Genomic DNA, 16,467 nt, shown 5'->3' with positions numbered 1-16,467 from the left:
CAATCTACAATTGCGGAATGGTAGAAAAGAAGCAAGCGATATTCGATAGTGCACTGGAGTTGATCAATGAGTGCGGATTTCATGGTACCTCGATGAGTCAGTTGGCCAAGCACGCCAACGTCGCGGCAGGTACGATTTATCACTACTTTGAGAGCAAGGAAGCAATGATCTGTGCTTTGCATACGAACATCGTGGATCAGCTGCTGGAGACGCTGACGTCTACAGACGACAAAAACCTCTCTTTTAGGCTGCGTTTTGAGAAAAGGTGGAAATGTATCTTTCATTTCCATATCGACCGTCCTCAAACTTTGCGTTTTTATGAGCAATTCGTCAATTCGCCTTTCTATTTCAACTATCCCAAAAGAAAAGAAATTCAATTGTACTTTTCGACATTTTTTCAAGAAGGTATCGATGAGGGCATCATCATCAATAAAAACCCAGAAATGATTTCAGGGTTGTTTTTTGGAAGTGTGATTTCGGCACTGAAGATGAGGCTGTACAGAAAGGTCGAATTGACAGAAGAAGATTTGAATGACATCATTGGCATGCAGTGGAAAGGCATGACTCTCTAGTTGACTAAACTATTTTACTATTAAAGAACATGTCTGAGCCTAAAAACTCGGTTAAGGGAGAACTAATATCAAAACATTATTAACGAAGAAAGTGAGTAGAAAAAAGATGAAGTACAAACTGAGTGCGGTATGGATACTGGTGGTCATGGCGGTGATCGATGTATCAGCACAGAATACGTATTCGTTGGAGCAGTGTATCGATTTTGCACTGGAAAACAAACCAGACATGGAGCGAACATTGATCGACGAGCGAATCGGTCACCATGAGATCAATGCAAGCTTGTCGGCCTGGTTGCCACAGATATCTGCCAACTATGCCTTGACCGACAACCTCAAATTGGCGAGTACTGCCTTTGGTGATCAGGTAGTCCAGATTGGTCAAAATTACACCTCCAGTATTGCCTTGAGAGCGGACCAGACCCTCTACAGCAACGAAGTGTTTTTGGCAAGCAAGGCTGCTAAGTATAGCAAGACCCAATTGCAACAAAATGTAACGGAAACCAAAATCAATACTGTGGTGCAGATCAGCAAGGCGTTTTACGACATCTTGTTGACACGAGAGCAATTGAATATTCTGAATGGAAATATTATCCGTCAGCAGAAGCAATACAACGATTCTCGCGCACAGTATGACAATGGAATCGTGGACAAGACAGATTACCAGCGTGCGAGCATTACCCTGGCCAATACCAAGAGTGCAAAGAAGCGGACAGAGGAGTCCTTGACGACTAAGTTTGCCTACCTCAAGCAATTGATGGGATTCCCTGTAGAGCAGGATTTGAATCTGGACTATGACACAAAGGATATATTGCAAACCGAAATTTTATTGGATACGACCCAAAATTTGGCGATCGAAAATCGAATAGAATACCGCCAGTTGCAGACAGACAAGGAACTACTCCGACTGAATACATCCTATTATCAGATGGGGTTGATTCCGAAGATTTCGGCGTATGCCAACTATAGTCCACAGTATTTCAATAATAACTTTGCGGATTTGTACAACACGAACTACTCTACATCGAGCATTGGTCTGACAGCTAGCATTCCAATCTTTACTGGAAACAAACGAAACCAGCAGATCAAGATAGCCAAGCTACAAGAGGAGCGTTTGGATGTGACTTTGGAAGATACCAAGCGTGCCATGAATACAGAGTATGTAGCGGCACTAGCGAGTTACAAAAGTGACTACATGGACATGACCACTCTGAAGAGCAATGCAGACTTGGCGGATGATGTATATAGTACGATCAAGTTGCAATACGACGAGGGAATCAAAACGTATCTGGAAGTGATCGTTGCGGAAAACGAATTGCAAACAGCGCAACTCAACTATCTCAACGCTGTGTTCCAATTGCTCTCTAGTAAGCTGGACTTTCAAAAAGCCATCGGAACCATCGAAATCAATTAAACAACAAAGCATTCTATCAAAAAATCATGAACATACGTAAAATTTTATATCCTAACACCATCCTGATTGCTTTCGTCGCGGTAGTTGCTGCAGCATGCACAGGAGGAAATAGCAGTCCTCGTCAGGCAGGTGCACCTGCCACAGTCACGACCATAGGTGTGGCGCTAAAAGAAGTAGAGGGTGTAGATACCTATCCCGCCCGTGTGGTGCCTGTCAATCAAGTGGAGTTACGTCCGCAATTGTCAGGATACATCACCAAGATTTTTGTCAAGGATGGGGCTGAGGTAAAGAAAGGTCAAAACTTGTATGAAATAGATAGAACCAAGTATGTGGCGTCCTTTCAGCAAGCCAAAGCCAATGTCTCTACTGCCGAGGCTAATTTGGCTAGGGTAGAGCAGGATCTGAAACGCTATGAAGCTCTGCAAGCCAAAGATGCGATTGCAGGTCAAAAGGTCGATTATGCCAAGGCAGATTACGAAACAGCCAAAGCACAAGTAGCTGCTGCCAAGGCGCAGTTGTCTTCTACCTCCAATGATTTGCAATATTCCATCATCAAAGCGCCCTTTTCAGGGACGATTGGGATTCACAATGTGAGGATTGGGACACAAGTGTCACCCGGTCAGCCTTTGCTCAATACTTTGTCATCAGATGATCCAGTAGCGGTAGATTTTGTGATCAACGAAAAGGAAATACCAAGATTCAATCGCTTGAAAAAAGAAGAACAACCTGATTCGTTGTTTAGCCTGTTGTTTAGCGATGGAACCAAATATCCTTATTCAGGAAAGGTCATTGCCATCGATAGAGCGGTGGGGGTACAGACAGGAACACTGACGATCCGATTGAGTTTCCCTAATCCTGAGAGAGATTTGATCCCAGGTATGACGATGAACTTGGAGGTTTTGAACCAAGATCATGGCAAGCAGATCACGATTCCGTACAAGGCTGTTGTCGAGCAGATGGGGGAATATTTCGTCTATACCGTGCAAGATGGTACTGCTCATCAGGTTCGTATCCAATTGGGGACGATTGTAGGAGAAGGTATCGTCGTTCGTTCAGGACTCAAAGGAGGAGAAACACTGGTCGTAGATGGCTTGCAAAAATTACGCGAAGGGGTGCCTGTACAGACGGCAGCCACGAGCAAATAATCAAATCAGTCAATACTTAAAATATTCAAATGATATCTGATGTATTTATAAATCGTCCGGTCACGTCCATAGTCATCTCGTTGTTGTTGCTATTGACGGGAACTATCGCGATCATCAACCTGCCTGTGACCCAGTATCCGGAGATCACTCCGCCTGTGGTTTCAGTATCTGGTAATTATACGGGAGCTGATGCCTTGACAGTAGAGCAGACCGTAGCTACACCCATCGAGACCCAGATCAACGGTTCTCCGGGGATGGCCTATCTCTCGTCCAACAGTACGAGTACTGGACAGCTACAAATGAACGTAACCTACGAAGTGGGTACCGATGTGGATATTGCCACACTGGATGTACAAAACAGGGTAAGTATCGCCGAACCAAGTTTGCCCGAAGCGGTGAAACGTTTAGGTCTCGTGGTGCGCAAGAGAAACCCTAGCATCATGATGGTAGTGGGAATTTTCTCTCCCAAAGGGACGCATGATGTGGCTTATTTGGATAACTATACCAACATCTTCGTACGTGATGCACTGCTGCGTGTGCCAGGTGTGGGAGATATCAATTCCCTAGGTCAGGATTTCTCGATGAGACTGTGGCTCAAGCCAGATAAGATGTCTCAGTATGGAATCAAAACTCAAGAAGTAAGTGCTGCGATCCAAGAGCAAAACCTCCAAGTCGCAGGAGGTAAAGTAGGAGCTATGCCACAGTACGATACCCAGGCTTTTGAGTATCCGATCACGGTCAATGGTCGTCTATCGACTAGAGAGGAGTTTGAGAATATCGTTGTGCGAACCAACCCAGAAGATGGATCTATGGTCTACCTCAAGGATATAGCGCGCATAGAGTTTGGGCGATTTGATTACGGACGTAGTTCTATTATCAATGGCAATCCCTCAGCCTTGCTTTTGATCTATCAAGCACCAGGTAGCAATGCCCTCAGTACTGCCGAAGGTGTATATGACGCTTTGGACGAATTGAAAAAGGCATTTCCAAATGACGTGGATTATGTGGTTTCATTCGAGTCTGTATCTGTGGTAGAGACCTCTATCGAAGAGGTATTACATACGCTGTTTGAAGCTTTGATTTTGGTGACGATCGTCGTGTTCTTGTTCTTGCAAAGCTGGAGAGCGACCTTGGTGCCTATTTTGGCGATCCCAGTTTCGATCATAGGTACATTTATCTTCTTTATTCCACTCGGTTTTACCATCAATACTTTGACCTTGTTTGGGTTCGTGTTGGCGATTGGTATCGTGGTGGATGATGCGATTGTGGTGGTGGAAGCCGTGCAGCATTATATTGATCATTACAAGCTTTCGCCCAAAGAGGCGACTCGTCGGGCGATGAAAGACATCACTGCACCAGTGATTGCGATTGCCTTGATTTTGGCAGCTGTATTTATTCCAGTAGGATTTATCCCTGGTATCGTAGGTAGATTGTATCAGCAATTTGCAATCACGATTGCGATCTCTGTATTGATCTCGGCATTTGTAGCGTTGACTTTGACACCAGCTTTGTGTTCTCTCATGTTGAGACCGATGAATTTGTCTAAAAAGTCAACAGGGATCAATGGCTTGTTCTTCAAGTTCAACAGTTGGTTTGAGCGCACGACAGAGCATTATGGCAATGGCGTGAAAAGAGCCATCAAAGCCACTCCGATGGTACTCATTGCTTTGGTTTGTATCTATGTCGGTACGATTGGGATGTTCAATATGAAGCCAACGGGTTTTATTCCTACGGAGGACGAAGGTCGTATTTTCATTGCAATGGAATTGCCAGAGGGATCTTCTACTGCCCGTACCCTAGAGGTGATGGACAAGGTAGGAGCTACGTTGGCAGAGCAACCAGCGATCAAGAATTATACAGGTATTGCTGGCTTGAATGCGATTAACTTTTCGTTCAAATCTAACTCGGCGACCTATTTCATCCAGATGCACCCATGGGATGAGAGGAAGGATCCGTCTCTGCAATTGCAGAGCGTGATGGCACAGTTGAATGGTGCGTTTGTAGGTATTCATGAAGCAACGATTCGTGTTGTGTCGCCACCTGCAATCCCAGGTTTGGGTAATACGGGAGGGTTCAGTTTCATGCTGGAGCAACGTGCTGGAGGAGATGTCAAAGAAATGGAAGGCGTGTTGGGACAGTTCCTAATGGCTGCCAATCAGCGTCCTGAGATCGCGATGGCCTATAGCTTCTTTACTGCCAAAGCACCAGGTTATCAGGTAGATGTAGACAGGGAGAAAGCGAAGAAACTAGGCGTGTCTATCTCGGATGTGTTTGCGACCATGTCGTCATTCATGGGTAGTCAGTATATCAATGACTTCACGCGCTACGGTCGTAACTTCCGTGTGGTGGCACAGGCCGACACGAGTTACCGTATGGACATCAAAAACTTGGAGAAATACTACGTGCAAAACCGTCAGGGTGAGTCCATTCCATTGAGTGCTTTGGTTACCTACTATGTGAAAGAAAGTGCACCTGTGATCTCTCATTATAATTTGTTTAGGTCTGCGGAAATCAACGGAGCTGCAGCACCAGGATACAGTAGTGGTCAGGCGATGGATGCCATGAAAGAAGTCGCAGCACAAGTATTGCCTGCGGGCTATGGATATGACTTCTCAGGCTTGAGCCGTGAGGAACTCTCAGCGGGTAACAGTACTGTGATCATCTTCGGCTTGTCCATCTTGATTGTATTGCTGCTATTGGCAGCACTCTACGAAAGCTGGTCTGTACCCTTCTCGATCTTGCTGTCTGTGCCGTTAGGAGCATTTGGGGCGATTGTTGCCTTGATTTGTCTGCCACATTTGAGCAACAACGTCTATGCGCAGATCGGTTTGATTACACTGATTGGTTTGGCTGCTAAGAATGCCATCTTGATTGTGGAATTTGCCAAAGAGCGTGTGGACAGAGGCATGGAAATCATCGCTGCAACGATAGAGGCTGTCAAGCTGAGATTGAGACCGATCGTGATGACCTCTCTGGCATTCATCTTAGGTGTGGCACCATTGGCGATGGCATCAGGAGCAGGTGCAGTGGCACGTCAGACGATAGGTTGGACAGTAATAGGTGGTATGTTGGCCGCTACATTCTTGGCGATCTTTATTGTACCGGTATTGTATGTGGTGATTACCAAAATAGCCTACGGCAAAAAAGGATTAGAGAAGCTGCAAAATGATGCAGCGATTGAGTCTGGGAGTTGAAAGATAGGTCAATAGACCATAGATTTTAGTCAAAAAATAATCACTCTGATAGAGTTGGAGTGAGCCGAAACTGTATCGGTTATTGGTTAGTTAGTAAAGGGCTGCTCGCAAGGGTGGCCCTTTTATATGCTGAAATGTCAGGAGGTGAAATATTCATTCACACCTTTCCCTTCGAGAATTTTTGGGATACATTTCTCAATTCGTGATGTTCGAGTTTGGGCTTGTTTGGGTTGAGTGAAATGTAGGATGTAGCCTCGCTGTCTACCTGGTGTCAGTGCTTCAAAGGCAGTTTGTAAGGTGGGATTATTATCCATGGCTTGTTGCAGTTCTGCGGGATAAATAAGTGCTGATTTTTCTTTGAAATCCACTTTCAAACCTGCCTTCTCTATTTCGATGGCTTCAAAAATATAGGCTTTCAATTTGGTTTCCATCTTGATGATTTCGGGAGCCTGTGTGAATTTGATCAAGCGTGCAGCCTGTGTGTTTTCTCCAGGTTTGTCCAATAGCTTGTATTCGTCATGGAGCAAAGCTCCTTTGAAAAAACTAAGGGAAGCATACTCTTTGAATGCAGCTACCACTGCGATGTTTTTTCCCTTCCATGTGTAGCATGGTACACCCCACTTTAGTTCTTCATTCAGTCCACAGTCGAGAATGATCCTTCGCAATTGTACGAGTTCATCTGTCCAGTTGTGGACTTTGCACTGAGGAGTACCGCCGAGGGGACAGCGTCCACAGCCTTCGACTAGATAGTTGTCGATCTTAGAATTCATGCTAGTCATTGATACCTTTTCCGTTTAGAATATGAGGGATGGCTTTTTCTATCCTTGCTTCTCTTGTTTTGGCTTGTTTGGGTTGAGAAAAATGCAGGAGATAGCCTCTTTGTCTCCCTGGCGTGAGATTTTCAAAGGCGACATTCACATCCGGATTTTCATCCAACACTTTTTGAAACTCCTCTGGCATGTTGAATTCGGCAGTCTTTTTCAATTCTACTTTCAGTCCCGATTTTTCTACCTCAATCGCATCAGTTATGTAAGTAGCCAATCGAGGCTCCATCTCTATGATTTCATCCAGACTGGTGAAACGAATCTGTCGGGCAGCTTGTACATTTTTCGTTTGCTGGATGAGCATGTCATGGGGGTCATTGAGCAGGGCACCTTTGTGAAACAGCAGTGCACAATAGTCTTTGAATCCATGGATCAATACGACATTGGCTTCATTGTAGCAATAGCACGGGACTCCCCATTTCAGTTCTTCTGTCAGTTGTCCGACCTGCTGGATCGCTGGACTGTCGAGTACAATGGTTCGCAGTTTCTGATATTCTTTTTGCCACTGGCTGTCTTTGTCAAAGAAGAAATCAACTTTAGGGTTCATAGTTGCTTATTATTTGGCAGAATGGGTCTTTCTGTTTTCAGATCTAAAATACCAAGATACAATAGTCAGGATGATAAGTAAAGCAGGGCCGAAAAATTCGATAGCAGGATCTCCCACAGCAAGATGAGTAAAGACCGCACCAGACATGGTGAAGAAGAATCCTGCATAAGCCCATTCTTTGAGCAAAGGAAATTTGGGAATCAGTATTGCGACCACACCCAAGAGTTTCCATACCCCAATGATGGTGAGAAAGTAGGTAGGATATCCTAGTTGGGCCATTTTATCAACCTCTGCGTCCATGTGAATCAATTGAACGATGCCTGTAGATGTCATGCCCAATGCCAGCCATAGGGTAGCGATCCAATAAATGATTTTGTTTCTTTTCATGAGATGTTATTTTAGTTTGTTTGCGATTTGTTGTAGTCTGTTATGTGCCATGTTGATGCCTTGCGCAAAGGGTAACTGGAGCATACGGTCTCTATCTGTCACGGATTTGTAGACGATGTGCATGGTGAGTTGGCTGCTGTGGTCGGTGAGAGAATCAAATTGAAGGAACTCCAACTGCACTGGAAATGTCGTGTTTTCCATTTCAAAAGTGCGGGTGATCTTCTGGTTGGGACTAAACTCATGAATGACTCCATTGAAACCATGTTTGTTGCCCATAGGGTCGGTAGTTTCAAATTGCCAACTGCCATGTTTTTTGTTTTCCAATTTTAGGACTTTTGTTCCCATCCACTGCTCCACAATCTCAGGCTCTACGTAGGCTTTGAAAAGCAAGTTCAAGGGCAGGTCAAATACCCTGGTAATCACCAATTCTTGTTTGCCGTCTTCGGCATGTATTGTCGTTTTTGATTCCATTTATTTCTATTGTTCTGAGGAGTAATTTTTCATGATGGCTTCTAGTTTGTTGAATCTGTCATCCCACAATTTGCGGAAAGGATCAATGAAGTCTGCAATTTCTTTGACCTTCTGAGGATTCAAGTGGTAGTGGATTTCCCTGCCATTTTGTTCAGCTTGGAGAAGCTGACACTCGGTGAGTATTTGTAGGTGCTTGGACACGGTCGGTCTGGCAGTATCAAAGTTGGCAGCAATGGCACCAGCCGTCATAGAATGGGTAGCTACCAGCAGCAAGATGGCTCGGCGTGTGGGATCAGCAATGGCTTGAAATACGTCTCGTCTTAGATTCATTGTGTAGTTATTTGACTACAAGTATAAATGTAGTTATATAGCTACGCAAATTTTTGAGCATAAGAGATAAGTTTATTTCACACAAGATCAAGACAGGCTTAAAAGGTCTATTTTTGAAGGCAACTGGTTGATCAGTTGGTTGCTATCTAGATTTATGATTCAAAAATTGTTTCTTGTTATTCTTTTTGTGATGCTGGCGTCACATATACGGGCACAGGGGACTTTCGAAGATACTGGAAATGAAATCTATATCGATAAATTTGACAGCCTGCTGACTACCCGTCTCAGTTTCAATAATTTCATAATCTGGGAGGCGCAGACATAGATATCAAACCCAACACTAGGATGAATATGAGTGTGGGATGGCATACCAGTGCTTCAAAACACCGCAGGGAAAATGTAATTTTTCATCATGTCGTCCATCTGATCTACGTAGATCGGCCACTTGAGGTAGTTGCCTTGAGTCATCACGATCACCATGTTTTGCTCGGGGAATACATTGATGAAATTGCCACCATCTCCTTCTGCTGATAGGTACTTGATACCATCGAGTTCTCGTAACCAAAACCCATGACTGTAGTCACCAGAATCTGTGTTTTCTTGTACTTCCATACATTTGGCGACCCACGCTTGAGGGATGATTTGTTGGCCGCTCCATTGACCATCGTTGAGGAGGGTGATACCGATTTTGAGCATGTCACGGGGTCTGAGGTACATGCGGGCTGATCCTTCGGGAATCCCGTCTGGTTGCGACTGCCATTTGTAATCCGTGATGCCCAGTGCTTGGTAGAAGTTCTCATCCGCCCAGTCTCTGATGTCTTGATCCAGTATGTTGCTCAATGCTCTGAGTGTGAGGTTGGGCAAGGCACTGTTGTAGCGCCACTCTGAGTCGGGAGACATATTGTTCCTTGATAACACAAAGCCAGCAAAATCTTGTGATTTCCAGAGGTCTTTGAGGTCATTGCCTGACCATTCGTCCCATTGGAAACCAGCCGTCATGTTGAGGCAGTGATGCAGAGTCACTTGGGCTTTGTTGGGGTCGGTAAAATAGGATGCGTAATCTGGCAAGTATTGCGAAATGGCTTCATCCGAACTGATTCCTTCCTGTGCCAAAACCATTCCTGCGATGGTGCCTGTCAGTGCTTTGTTGGCTGAGGCGACATAGTGCTTGTCCTCGCGAGACCATTGGATGGGAGCAGGCTGGCGATCCACTACCACGCCATGTTCGAAATCGATGGTGTCGTTGTTGCCATAGTAATACTCCTCAAGGACTAGCATGTCGTCTTTGTAAACCAATAGACTATGGATTTCCTTGTACTTGTCTCTGACCAGGTTATCCATCATGTTTTGAATGAGTTGCTGATCCATGTTGATGTCCTGAATCGTACCTGTAGGGATGCCATCACTCAATTGGACAGGTTGATGATAGTAATACACTGGGATGTCTGCTGGGGACAGTTTGATGGCATTGTTTTCGTCTATGGTAGCGTTGATTTCGAGTGGGCGATAGCCTTCCATACTTAGTTGTAATCCTACTACTTTATTGGGCAGAGCTGCCAAATCCATTTCTGAGAACCCAAAGTTGCCTTTTTCATTTGTCGTAGTAATGGCATTGTTTTCCAGAAGGATAATTTGAACATCCATCAAAGGAGTACTGGTATAAGCATCTATGACTTGACCGCTTAGTTGGGAGCCACTTTCTTCTTGGCATTGAGGGAATAGCAAAGTGAGAAGGAGGAAGAAGGGAAGAATTTGTATCGTGCTTTTCATGCTTGTGGGTTTGGAGTAGTAATGAGGATGTATTAAAAGTTGTTAGAACTGTCAGGCTGAGGTTCTCGAAGCCTTGCTGCTAATCGCAGACATACATTTCGAATCCCTCAATGTGACAAGTACTGGTAAAATAATTTTCAATACATCCTCTCTGAATTTTATTGAACTGTAGCGGTGTTCAGTAGGAAAGTAGCGTTGAGCAAGTCTGCAGAATTGGTACCTACCATTACTTCAAACTCTCCGTCTTCTACTTTGTATTTGCCATCATTGTCATAGAATCCCAATTCTTTTTCCGTTAGGACGAAAGTCAAGTCTTTGGATTCTCCGGATTTTAAGGTCACTTTTTGGAAGCCTTTTAGTTCTTTGACGGGTCTCACCAGACTGGCGATTTTGTCTCGGATATAAAGCTGTACTACCTCCGTCCCTGTAACAGATCCCGTGTTTTTGAGGGATACTGAGACCTGAATAGACGCTGGGTTGGAGCTATCCACTGTCAAGTTAGTGTATTCAAAGTCTGTGTAGCTCAGTCCAAATCCAAATGGATAAAGGGGAGCATTGGTTTGGTCTGTGTAATGCGACCAAAATACTTCATTTTTCGGCCCAGGTCTTCCCGTATTCATGTGATTGTAATAGATTGGGATTTGACCATTGCTCCGAGGGAAAGTCATCGGTAGCTTGCCAGATGGATTGTGATCTCCAAATAATACATCTGCTATGGCATTTCCAGCTTCGCTACCCAAGAACCATGTTTCCAGAATGGCGGGAGCTTTGGCATCTAGCTCAGGGATGGCTAGGGGTCGTCCGTTCATCAGGACAATCACAATGTTAGGGTTCACGGCATAGATTGCGTCAAACAATTCCATTTGTAATCCTTTGAGTCCGATGTCTGCTTGGCTTCTGCCTTCACCTGATTGGTAGCAGTCTTCTCCGATAGCCAACAATACGATTTCAGATTTTTTGGCAGCAGCTACTGCCGCAGCGAATCCTGATCTGTCTGTGGTGTTGAATTGGACTTCTCCTGCAAAACTTCTTTCGCTGGTGACCAAGTCACAGCCTTTGGCATAGTTGATCGTAACATTGTTTCCTGCTCTGGCCTTGACGCCTTCCAAGACGGATACGGCAGAATTGGCAACAGCATCAGCTCTCCAGTTGCCCAGTGGAGCATCTTTGTCATCCGCCAAGGGTCCGATGACGGCAATCGATTTGATTGATTCATTGATCGGTAGTTTCTTTCCCTCATTTTTTAACAGAACGATGGATTCTCTGGCTACTTTGCGTGCGGCAGATTTGTTGCCAAGGCTGTAGAGCGTGTTTTTCTCCCATTCTTTGTTGGAGTACTTGTATGGGTCTTCGAAGAGTCCCAAACGGTATTTGATGGTCAAGACACGTCTGACGGCATCATCGATGATTTTGATGTCCACGGTACCTTCTTCCACTAGTTCAGCAAGGAAGTTGGTGTAGGCATTGCCTTCCATGTCCATGTCAGAGCCTGCTTGGATCGCTAGTTTGGCGGCTTCTTTGAGGTCAGCTGCTGCACCGTGGGCCACCATTTCACCTATACTGTTCCAATCGGAAACTACGAACCCGTCAAAGCCCCAATCTCCTTTGAGTAATTGTCTCTGGATGTACTCGTTGGCGGATGCTGGTAGCCCTTGGATGGTGTTGAATGAATTCATGTAGGTAGCTGCACCTGCTTCCGTACTTGCTTTGAAGGGAGGTAAAATGACATTGTGTAGGGTAGCGTTGCTGATGTCTACGTTGTTGTAGTCTTTGCCTGACTCGGCGAAAGCATAGCCCGCAAAGTGCTTGGCACAGGCAGCAATCGTTTTTTCATCTGCTAGACTCTCCCCTTGAAATCCTCGGACTCTGGCGGCAGATAGTAGGCTGGCTAGGTAGGGATCTTCACCAGCCCCTTCCATCACACGACCCCATCGGGCATCTCTGCCGACATCCATCATCGGTGCAAAAGTCCAGTGTAGTCCTGCTGCTGCCGACTCTAAGGCAGCGATCGAGGCAGATAGTTTGACAGTTTCGGGATCCCAAGAGGAAGCTTCGCCCAGTGGGACGGGGAACATGGTGCGGTAGCCATGGATGACATCATAGCCGAAGATCAAAGGGATGCCCAAACGGCTGTTTTCTACGACCAGTTTTTGCGCATTGAGGGTAGCTTCTGCACCGATGACATTGAGCATGGAGCCTACGAGTCCTGATTTGAGTTTTTCTTCATGACCTTGGGCATATTCTGGAGCAGGCCCTGTCATGTTCCATTGGCTGGTGATTTGGTGCAGTTGACCGATTTTTTCTTCTAGGGTCATTTTGCCTAGTAGCTCAGCGATGAAAGCCTGCTCTTCATTGGTTTCTACCTGTTTAGATCCACAGGAGAAAAGGAAGATGCTTAGGGCCAGGCTGAAAATTGCTTTGAGCAGTAAATTGACATCTAATAGGTGAAGATTTTTTGTTGATGGAGCTTCTTTTAGTTCCAAATGCTGATTGGTCTGTTTGCTATTGTTCATAATCAAGTCTTTCGTAATGATGGCTAATACATCCAATTCATGGGACGTATTAGGGCCTTGATACAATGATCAGCTGCTGGTACCTAAAGTTGAAATATTCCTACTCTACAATAATACATCATGGTACCTCTATGTGCTACTTCAAAAACACTACAATTCGTGTAAGAGCATTGTTTTTGAGCTGTATGAGTCTTTTTTTTGTGATCTGTAGATGAAAATGTGATTACATCATATGGAGAAGGAGAATACATCTTGTTCTATGATTTCAACCGATCCGTATTCATATACTAGAATCTACCTATGAATTCTGACAGATTTACCTCTCTGTCTAGGTTCAGTTTTTTCCTGAGCCTGTAGCGAGCTATTTCGACACCCCTTGTGGTGATGTTCATCAGTTGTGCGATTTCTTTGGTGGACAGACTCATTCGTAGGTAATTGGATAGTTTGACCTCTTGAGGAGATAGGTTGGAGAACTGTTGCCTTAGCCGTGTAGTGAAGTCTCCATGTACCTGATCAAAGTACTGTTGAAAATGTTCCCATTCATCGTCATGCGTGATGCTTCGATCTATTTTTTTTATCATTTCTTTGAGTGCACGAGTATTGCTGTTCTTCTTGTCTTGATCCAGGATATGTTTGATGTCGTTTTTGAGTCCAGTCAATAATTGATTTTTATCAATGAGGTTCATGGTAGAGCTGGCCAGCTCCTTGTTTTTGGTGTTGATTTCCAATTCCAAATTTTCATTTTGAAGCTTCATGATTTCTGCTTTCGATTTTTCGGAGAGTTCTACGATTTCGTTGTCTTTTCGAATCAATTCACGCTTTTGGGTGAGTTTCATTACTTTCTTTTCCTTTTTGTGTACCACATTTTGTGAGATCACGATAGTGCTGATTGTACCTGCGAATAGTACGAAGTACAAGAAATAGGCGAGTTTGGTGCGGTACCAAGGAGGATTGATGCTGAACTGGTAGCTGGTCACTTCGCTTTCTATGTCATAGATGTTTTTGGCTTTGACGATGAACTCGTAATTTCCCTCTCGCAGGTTGGTGTATTCCTTTTCGGTGTTGGTCGTCCAAATAGACCAGTCGCTTTCATAGCCTTTGAGGTAGTAGCTGTATTCTGTTTTTAAATCCTCATCTACAAAGGTGGAGCTGAATTGGAAAAGTATGGAGTTGGATCCATAGCTGAACTCAGGTGTGGAGTTGTCAGGTTGATTGGCTACTACTTCACCATTTTTTTGGAAACTACCCTCGAAAATGATTTGATCATTGTTGGTGGAAATCATGCGTCGGATCAATACTTTGATTGGGTTTAGCAAGACGGATTGTTTTTGAGGATCATAATGAATGAAACCCTCGTGTGCGCCAAATAGTACATTGCCAAAATCCAATACTGATATATCTTCCAAATCGTCATTGAGTTTGCTGTGGATTTTGTTGAAGATTTTGGTGTCAATGCTGTAGTTGTTGAATTTGTCTTTGATCAGTACTCCAGAATAGTCAGATGCCATGAAGTAAATGTTGCCATTGCCATCTTCCTGCATTTCTCGGATGTGAATCGCAGAACCAAATATTTCTGTGAATTTTTCGTGGAGCACAAATCTGTCACTCTCCTTGTCATAGCGATAGATACCTGCGCCTGAGCAGAATACGTTTTCGTTGTTGATATTAAAGACATTGATCAGTCGGTTGGTGGCAAATCCGTCTTTTTCATCATAGAATCTTACCGAGTCTATTTTACTATAGTCTTGGGCTGGGTAGATTTTGAACACACCTTTGTAGCCATGAGTCATCCAGATAGTGCCGTCTACATTTTCTAAGAATACCCTCGAAGATTCCCTCAATCCGTCAAGTAGGCCTGAACTGATCCATTGTTTGTTTTCCTTTCTATAGAGTTTCATGCCTAGGTAGTTGCCTTCGAGTAGCAGAGAGCTGTTATTCTGCGGCACAATGAATTTCCATGCCCCCTCTGTATTCGAAAATCTATTGACTGTGCCTCGATCCAAAAAGGTAGCACCATCTTCATGTCCGAGTAGAATTTTGTTTTCAAACTCTCGGATCGAATAGATCTGTCCATTGATAGGCTTGCTTGTACTGTAGTCATTGAGGTCGTCATGGGTTTCTTTGTTGTTTTTAATCAGATATAGCCCATTGTTGGTACCGAGATATAGCCCGTCTTTGTTGGAATAGCTGCAATAGCCAGCACCTTCTAGGTCAAATTGGTCAGTGATATAGGTGAATGGAGACGAGATCTCGATTCTAGCGAGCCCATTGTTTTGCCCTACCCATAGGTTGCCAAACTCGTCCTCCATCAGTCCAAAGATGGCTTTGTTGTTGAAGCCTCTTTCTTTATCAAGTTTGGAGAGTATCTGACCTTCATTGCTGATCAGAAAAAGACCATTGTTGCGCGTACCGATTGCAATTACGTGGGTAGACAAGGGTAGGACTGTTTGGATGAAAACCGAACTCAGTGTTTGGTTGGCGCTCACTTTCCATTTTTCAAATTTGCTACCATTGTAGAAGTACAAGCCATCTTCTTCCGTACAGACAAGCAACCTTTCGTTGGCCAGAGGAAGTAGGCCAGCAATTCGCTTGTTGGCGAATGCTTCGCTACCATATACCATGATTTGGTGATCTTTTTCGATGAGACTGAGTCCTTTGTGTTCTTGATAGATGTAGAGTTGGTTGCCGATCACAAAAGAAGAACCAATTTCTATGTCATGTGCCACGATGGTGACGGACTGACCATCGTATTTGTAGATGTGGGTATCCGTACAGAAATAAATGTTTTTCTCGATCACATAACATTTCCATACTTCTCCTATTTGCTGCTTATTGTCTGGGAGCAGATCAGAAAGGGAGTGATAGGTCATCAGTCCAGTAGGGCTGGGAAAGAAATAACCAAACTGATTTTGAGCCCCTACATAAATGCGCCCATTGGCATGTAATGACACAGATCGTACTTTGGTACCATTGCTGACGGAGTACACACGCCATCTGCTGCCATCGTATTCAAGTAGACCGTAATTGTTGGCGATATAGATCACTCCTCTTTGGTCTTGGAGTAGGTCATTGTTTTGCATACCTGCGTTGTATTCTTTGGGCAGGTAAGTGGTAATGAACGGAATGCCCTTGTAGTCATCGGCAATTGCCGAAGGGGTAAGTATGGATATGAATAACAGGATGGCGCATAGCAGTGATGTAGTCGCTTTGTTCATTGTCGGGAAAATGTAAATTAATCTTTCATGATAAATATGTGGATAATTTGCTACAAATGCTATTATTGGCTGTCATTGATGAGTTTTT

Annotated in this window: 12 protein-coding genes; 4 read left to right on the top strand and 8 right to left on the bottom strand. The window is 44.3% G+C overall.

Going from position 1 to position 16,467, the window contains the following annotated elements; translation table 11 throughout:
* Positions 1-17 precede the first annotated feature (17 nt).
* From N6H18_RS02035 to N6H18_RS02020, 4 genes are all read left to right on the top strand, one after another.
* Positions 18-572: a TetR/AcrR family transcriptional regulator gene (locus N6H18_RS02035; RefSeq protein ID WP_262310177.1), complete on the top strand. Its 555-nt coding sequence runs from the start codon at positions 18-20 to the stop codon at positions 570-572.
* Between the two features lie 106 nt (positions 573-678).
* Positions 679-1,983 carry a TolC family protein gene (locus N6H18_RS02030; RefSeq protein ID WP_262310176.1) on the top strand — a complete coding sequence of 435 codons (1,305 nt, stop codon included), beginning with the start codon at positions 679-681 and terminating at the stop codon, positions 1,981-1,983.
* A 26-nt stretch (positions 1,984-2,009) separates the two neighbouring features.
* Entirely contained in the window at positions 2,010-3,128 is a 1,119-nt protein-coding gene (locus N6H18_RS02025; RefSeq protein WP_262310175.1) for an efflux RND transporter periplasmic adaptor subunit, read from the top strand.
* Positions 3,129-3,157: 29 nt separating this feature from the next.
* The gene (locus tag N6H18_RS02020; RefSeq protein WP_262310174.1) at positions 3,158-6,322 is read left to right on the top strand and encodes an efflux RND transporter permease subunit; all 3,165 of its coding nucleotides are present in this window, start codon (positions 3,158-3,160) and stop codon (positions 6,320-6,322) included.
* A 137-nt stretch (positions 6,323-6,459) separates the two neighbouring features.
* On the opposite strand, the gene N6H18_RS02015 is transcribed toward N6H18_RS02020, so the two are convergent.
* The 8 genes from N6H18_RS02015 to N6H18_RS01980 all read right to left on the bottom strand — a co-directional run bounded on the left by N6H18_RS02015 (position 6,460) and on the right by N6H18_RS01980 (position 16,379).
* A complete protein-coding gene (locus N6H18_RS02015; protein ID WP_262310173.1) occupies positions 6,460-7,092 on the bottom strand; it encodes a YdeI/OmpD-associated family protein in 633 nt (210 codons plus the stop codon).
* A 1-nt stretch (position 7,093) separates the two neighbouring features.
* Positions 7,094-7,693, bottom strand: coding sequence for a YdeI/OmpD-associated family protein (locus tag N6H18_RS02010; protein ID WP_262310172.1), 600 nt, complete (start codon positions 7,691-7,693; stop codon positions 7,094-7,096).
* Between the two features lie 9 nt (positions 7,694-7,702).
* Positions 7,703-8,080 (bottom strand): DoxX family protein, encoded by a 378-nt coding sequence (locus N6H18_RS02005; RefSeq protein WP_262310171.1) that lies wholly within the window; start codon positions 8,078-8,080, stop codon positions 7,703-7,705.
* Between the two features lie 6 nt (positions 8,081-8,086).
* The gene (locus tag N6H18_RS02000; RefSeq protein WP_262310170.1) at positions 8,087-8,551 is read right to left on the bottom strand and encodes an SRPBCC domain-containing protein; all 465 of its coding nucleotides are present in this window, start codon (positions 8,549-8,551) and stop codon (positions 8,087-8,089) included.
* A gap of 6 nt (positions 8,552-8,557) precedes the next feature.
* Positions 8,558-8,881 (bottom strand): ArsR/SmtB family transcription factor, encoded by a 324-nt coding sequence (locus tag N6H18_RS01995; RefSeq protein WP_262310169.1) that lies wholly within the window; start codon positions 8,879-8,881, stop codon positions 8,558-8,560.
* Between the two features lie 378 nt (positions 8,882-9,259).
* Positions 9,260-10,651, bottom strand: coding sequence for a serine hydrolase (locus N6H18_RS01990; protein WP_262310168.1), 1,392 nt, complete (start codon positions 10,649-10,651; stop codon positions 9,260-9,262).
* A gap of 158 nt (positions 10,652-10,809) precedes the next feature.
* A complete protein-coding gene (gene bglX / locus N6H18_RS01985) occupies positions 10,810-13,164 on the bottom strand; it encodes a beta-glucosidase BglX (protein ID WP_262310167.1) in 2,355 nt (784 codons plus the stop codon).
* A 287-nt stretch (positions 13,165-13,451) separates the two neighbouring features.
* The gene (locus N6H18_RS01980; protein WP_262310166.1) at positions 13,452-16,379 is read right to left on the bottom strand and encodes a ligand-binding sensor domain-containing protein; all 2,928 of its coding nucleotides are present in this window, start codon (positions 16,377-16,379) and stop codon (positions 13,452-13,454) included.
* Positions 16,380-16,467 lie beyond the last annotated feature (88 nt).

Origin of the sequence: Reichenbachiella agarivorans, from assembly GCF_025502585.1 — a bacterium.
Taxonomy (GTDB): domain Bacteria; phylum Bacteroidota; class Bacteroidia; order Cytophagales; family Cyclobacteriaceae; genus Reichenbachiella; species Reichenbachiella agarivorans.
This window is presented reverse-complemented; position numbering and strand designations above follow the sequence as displayed.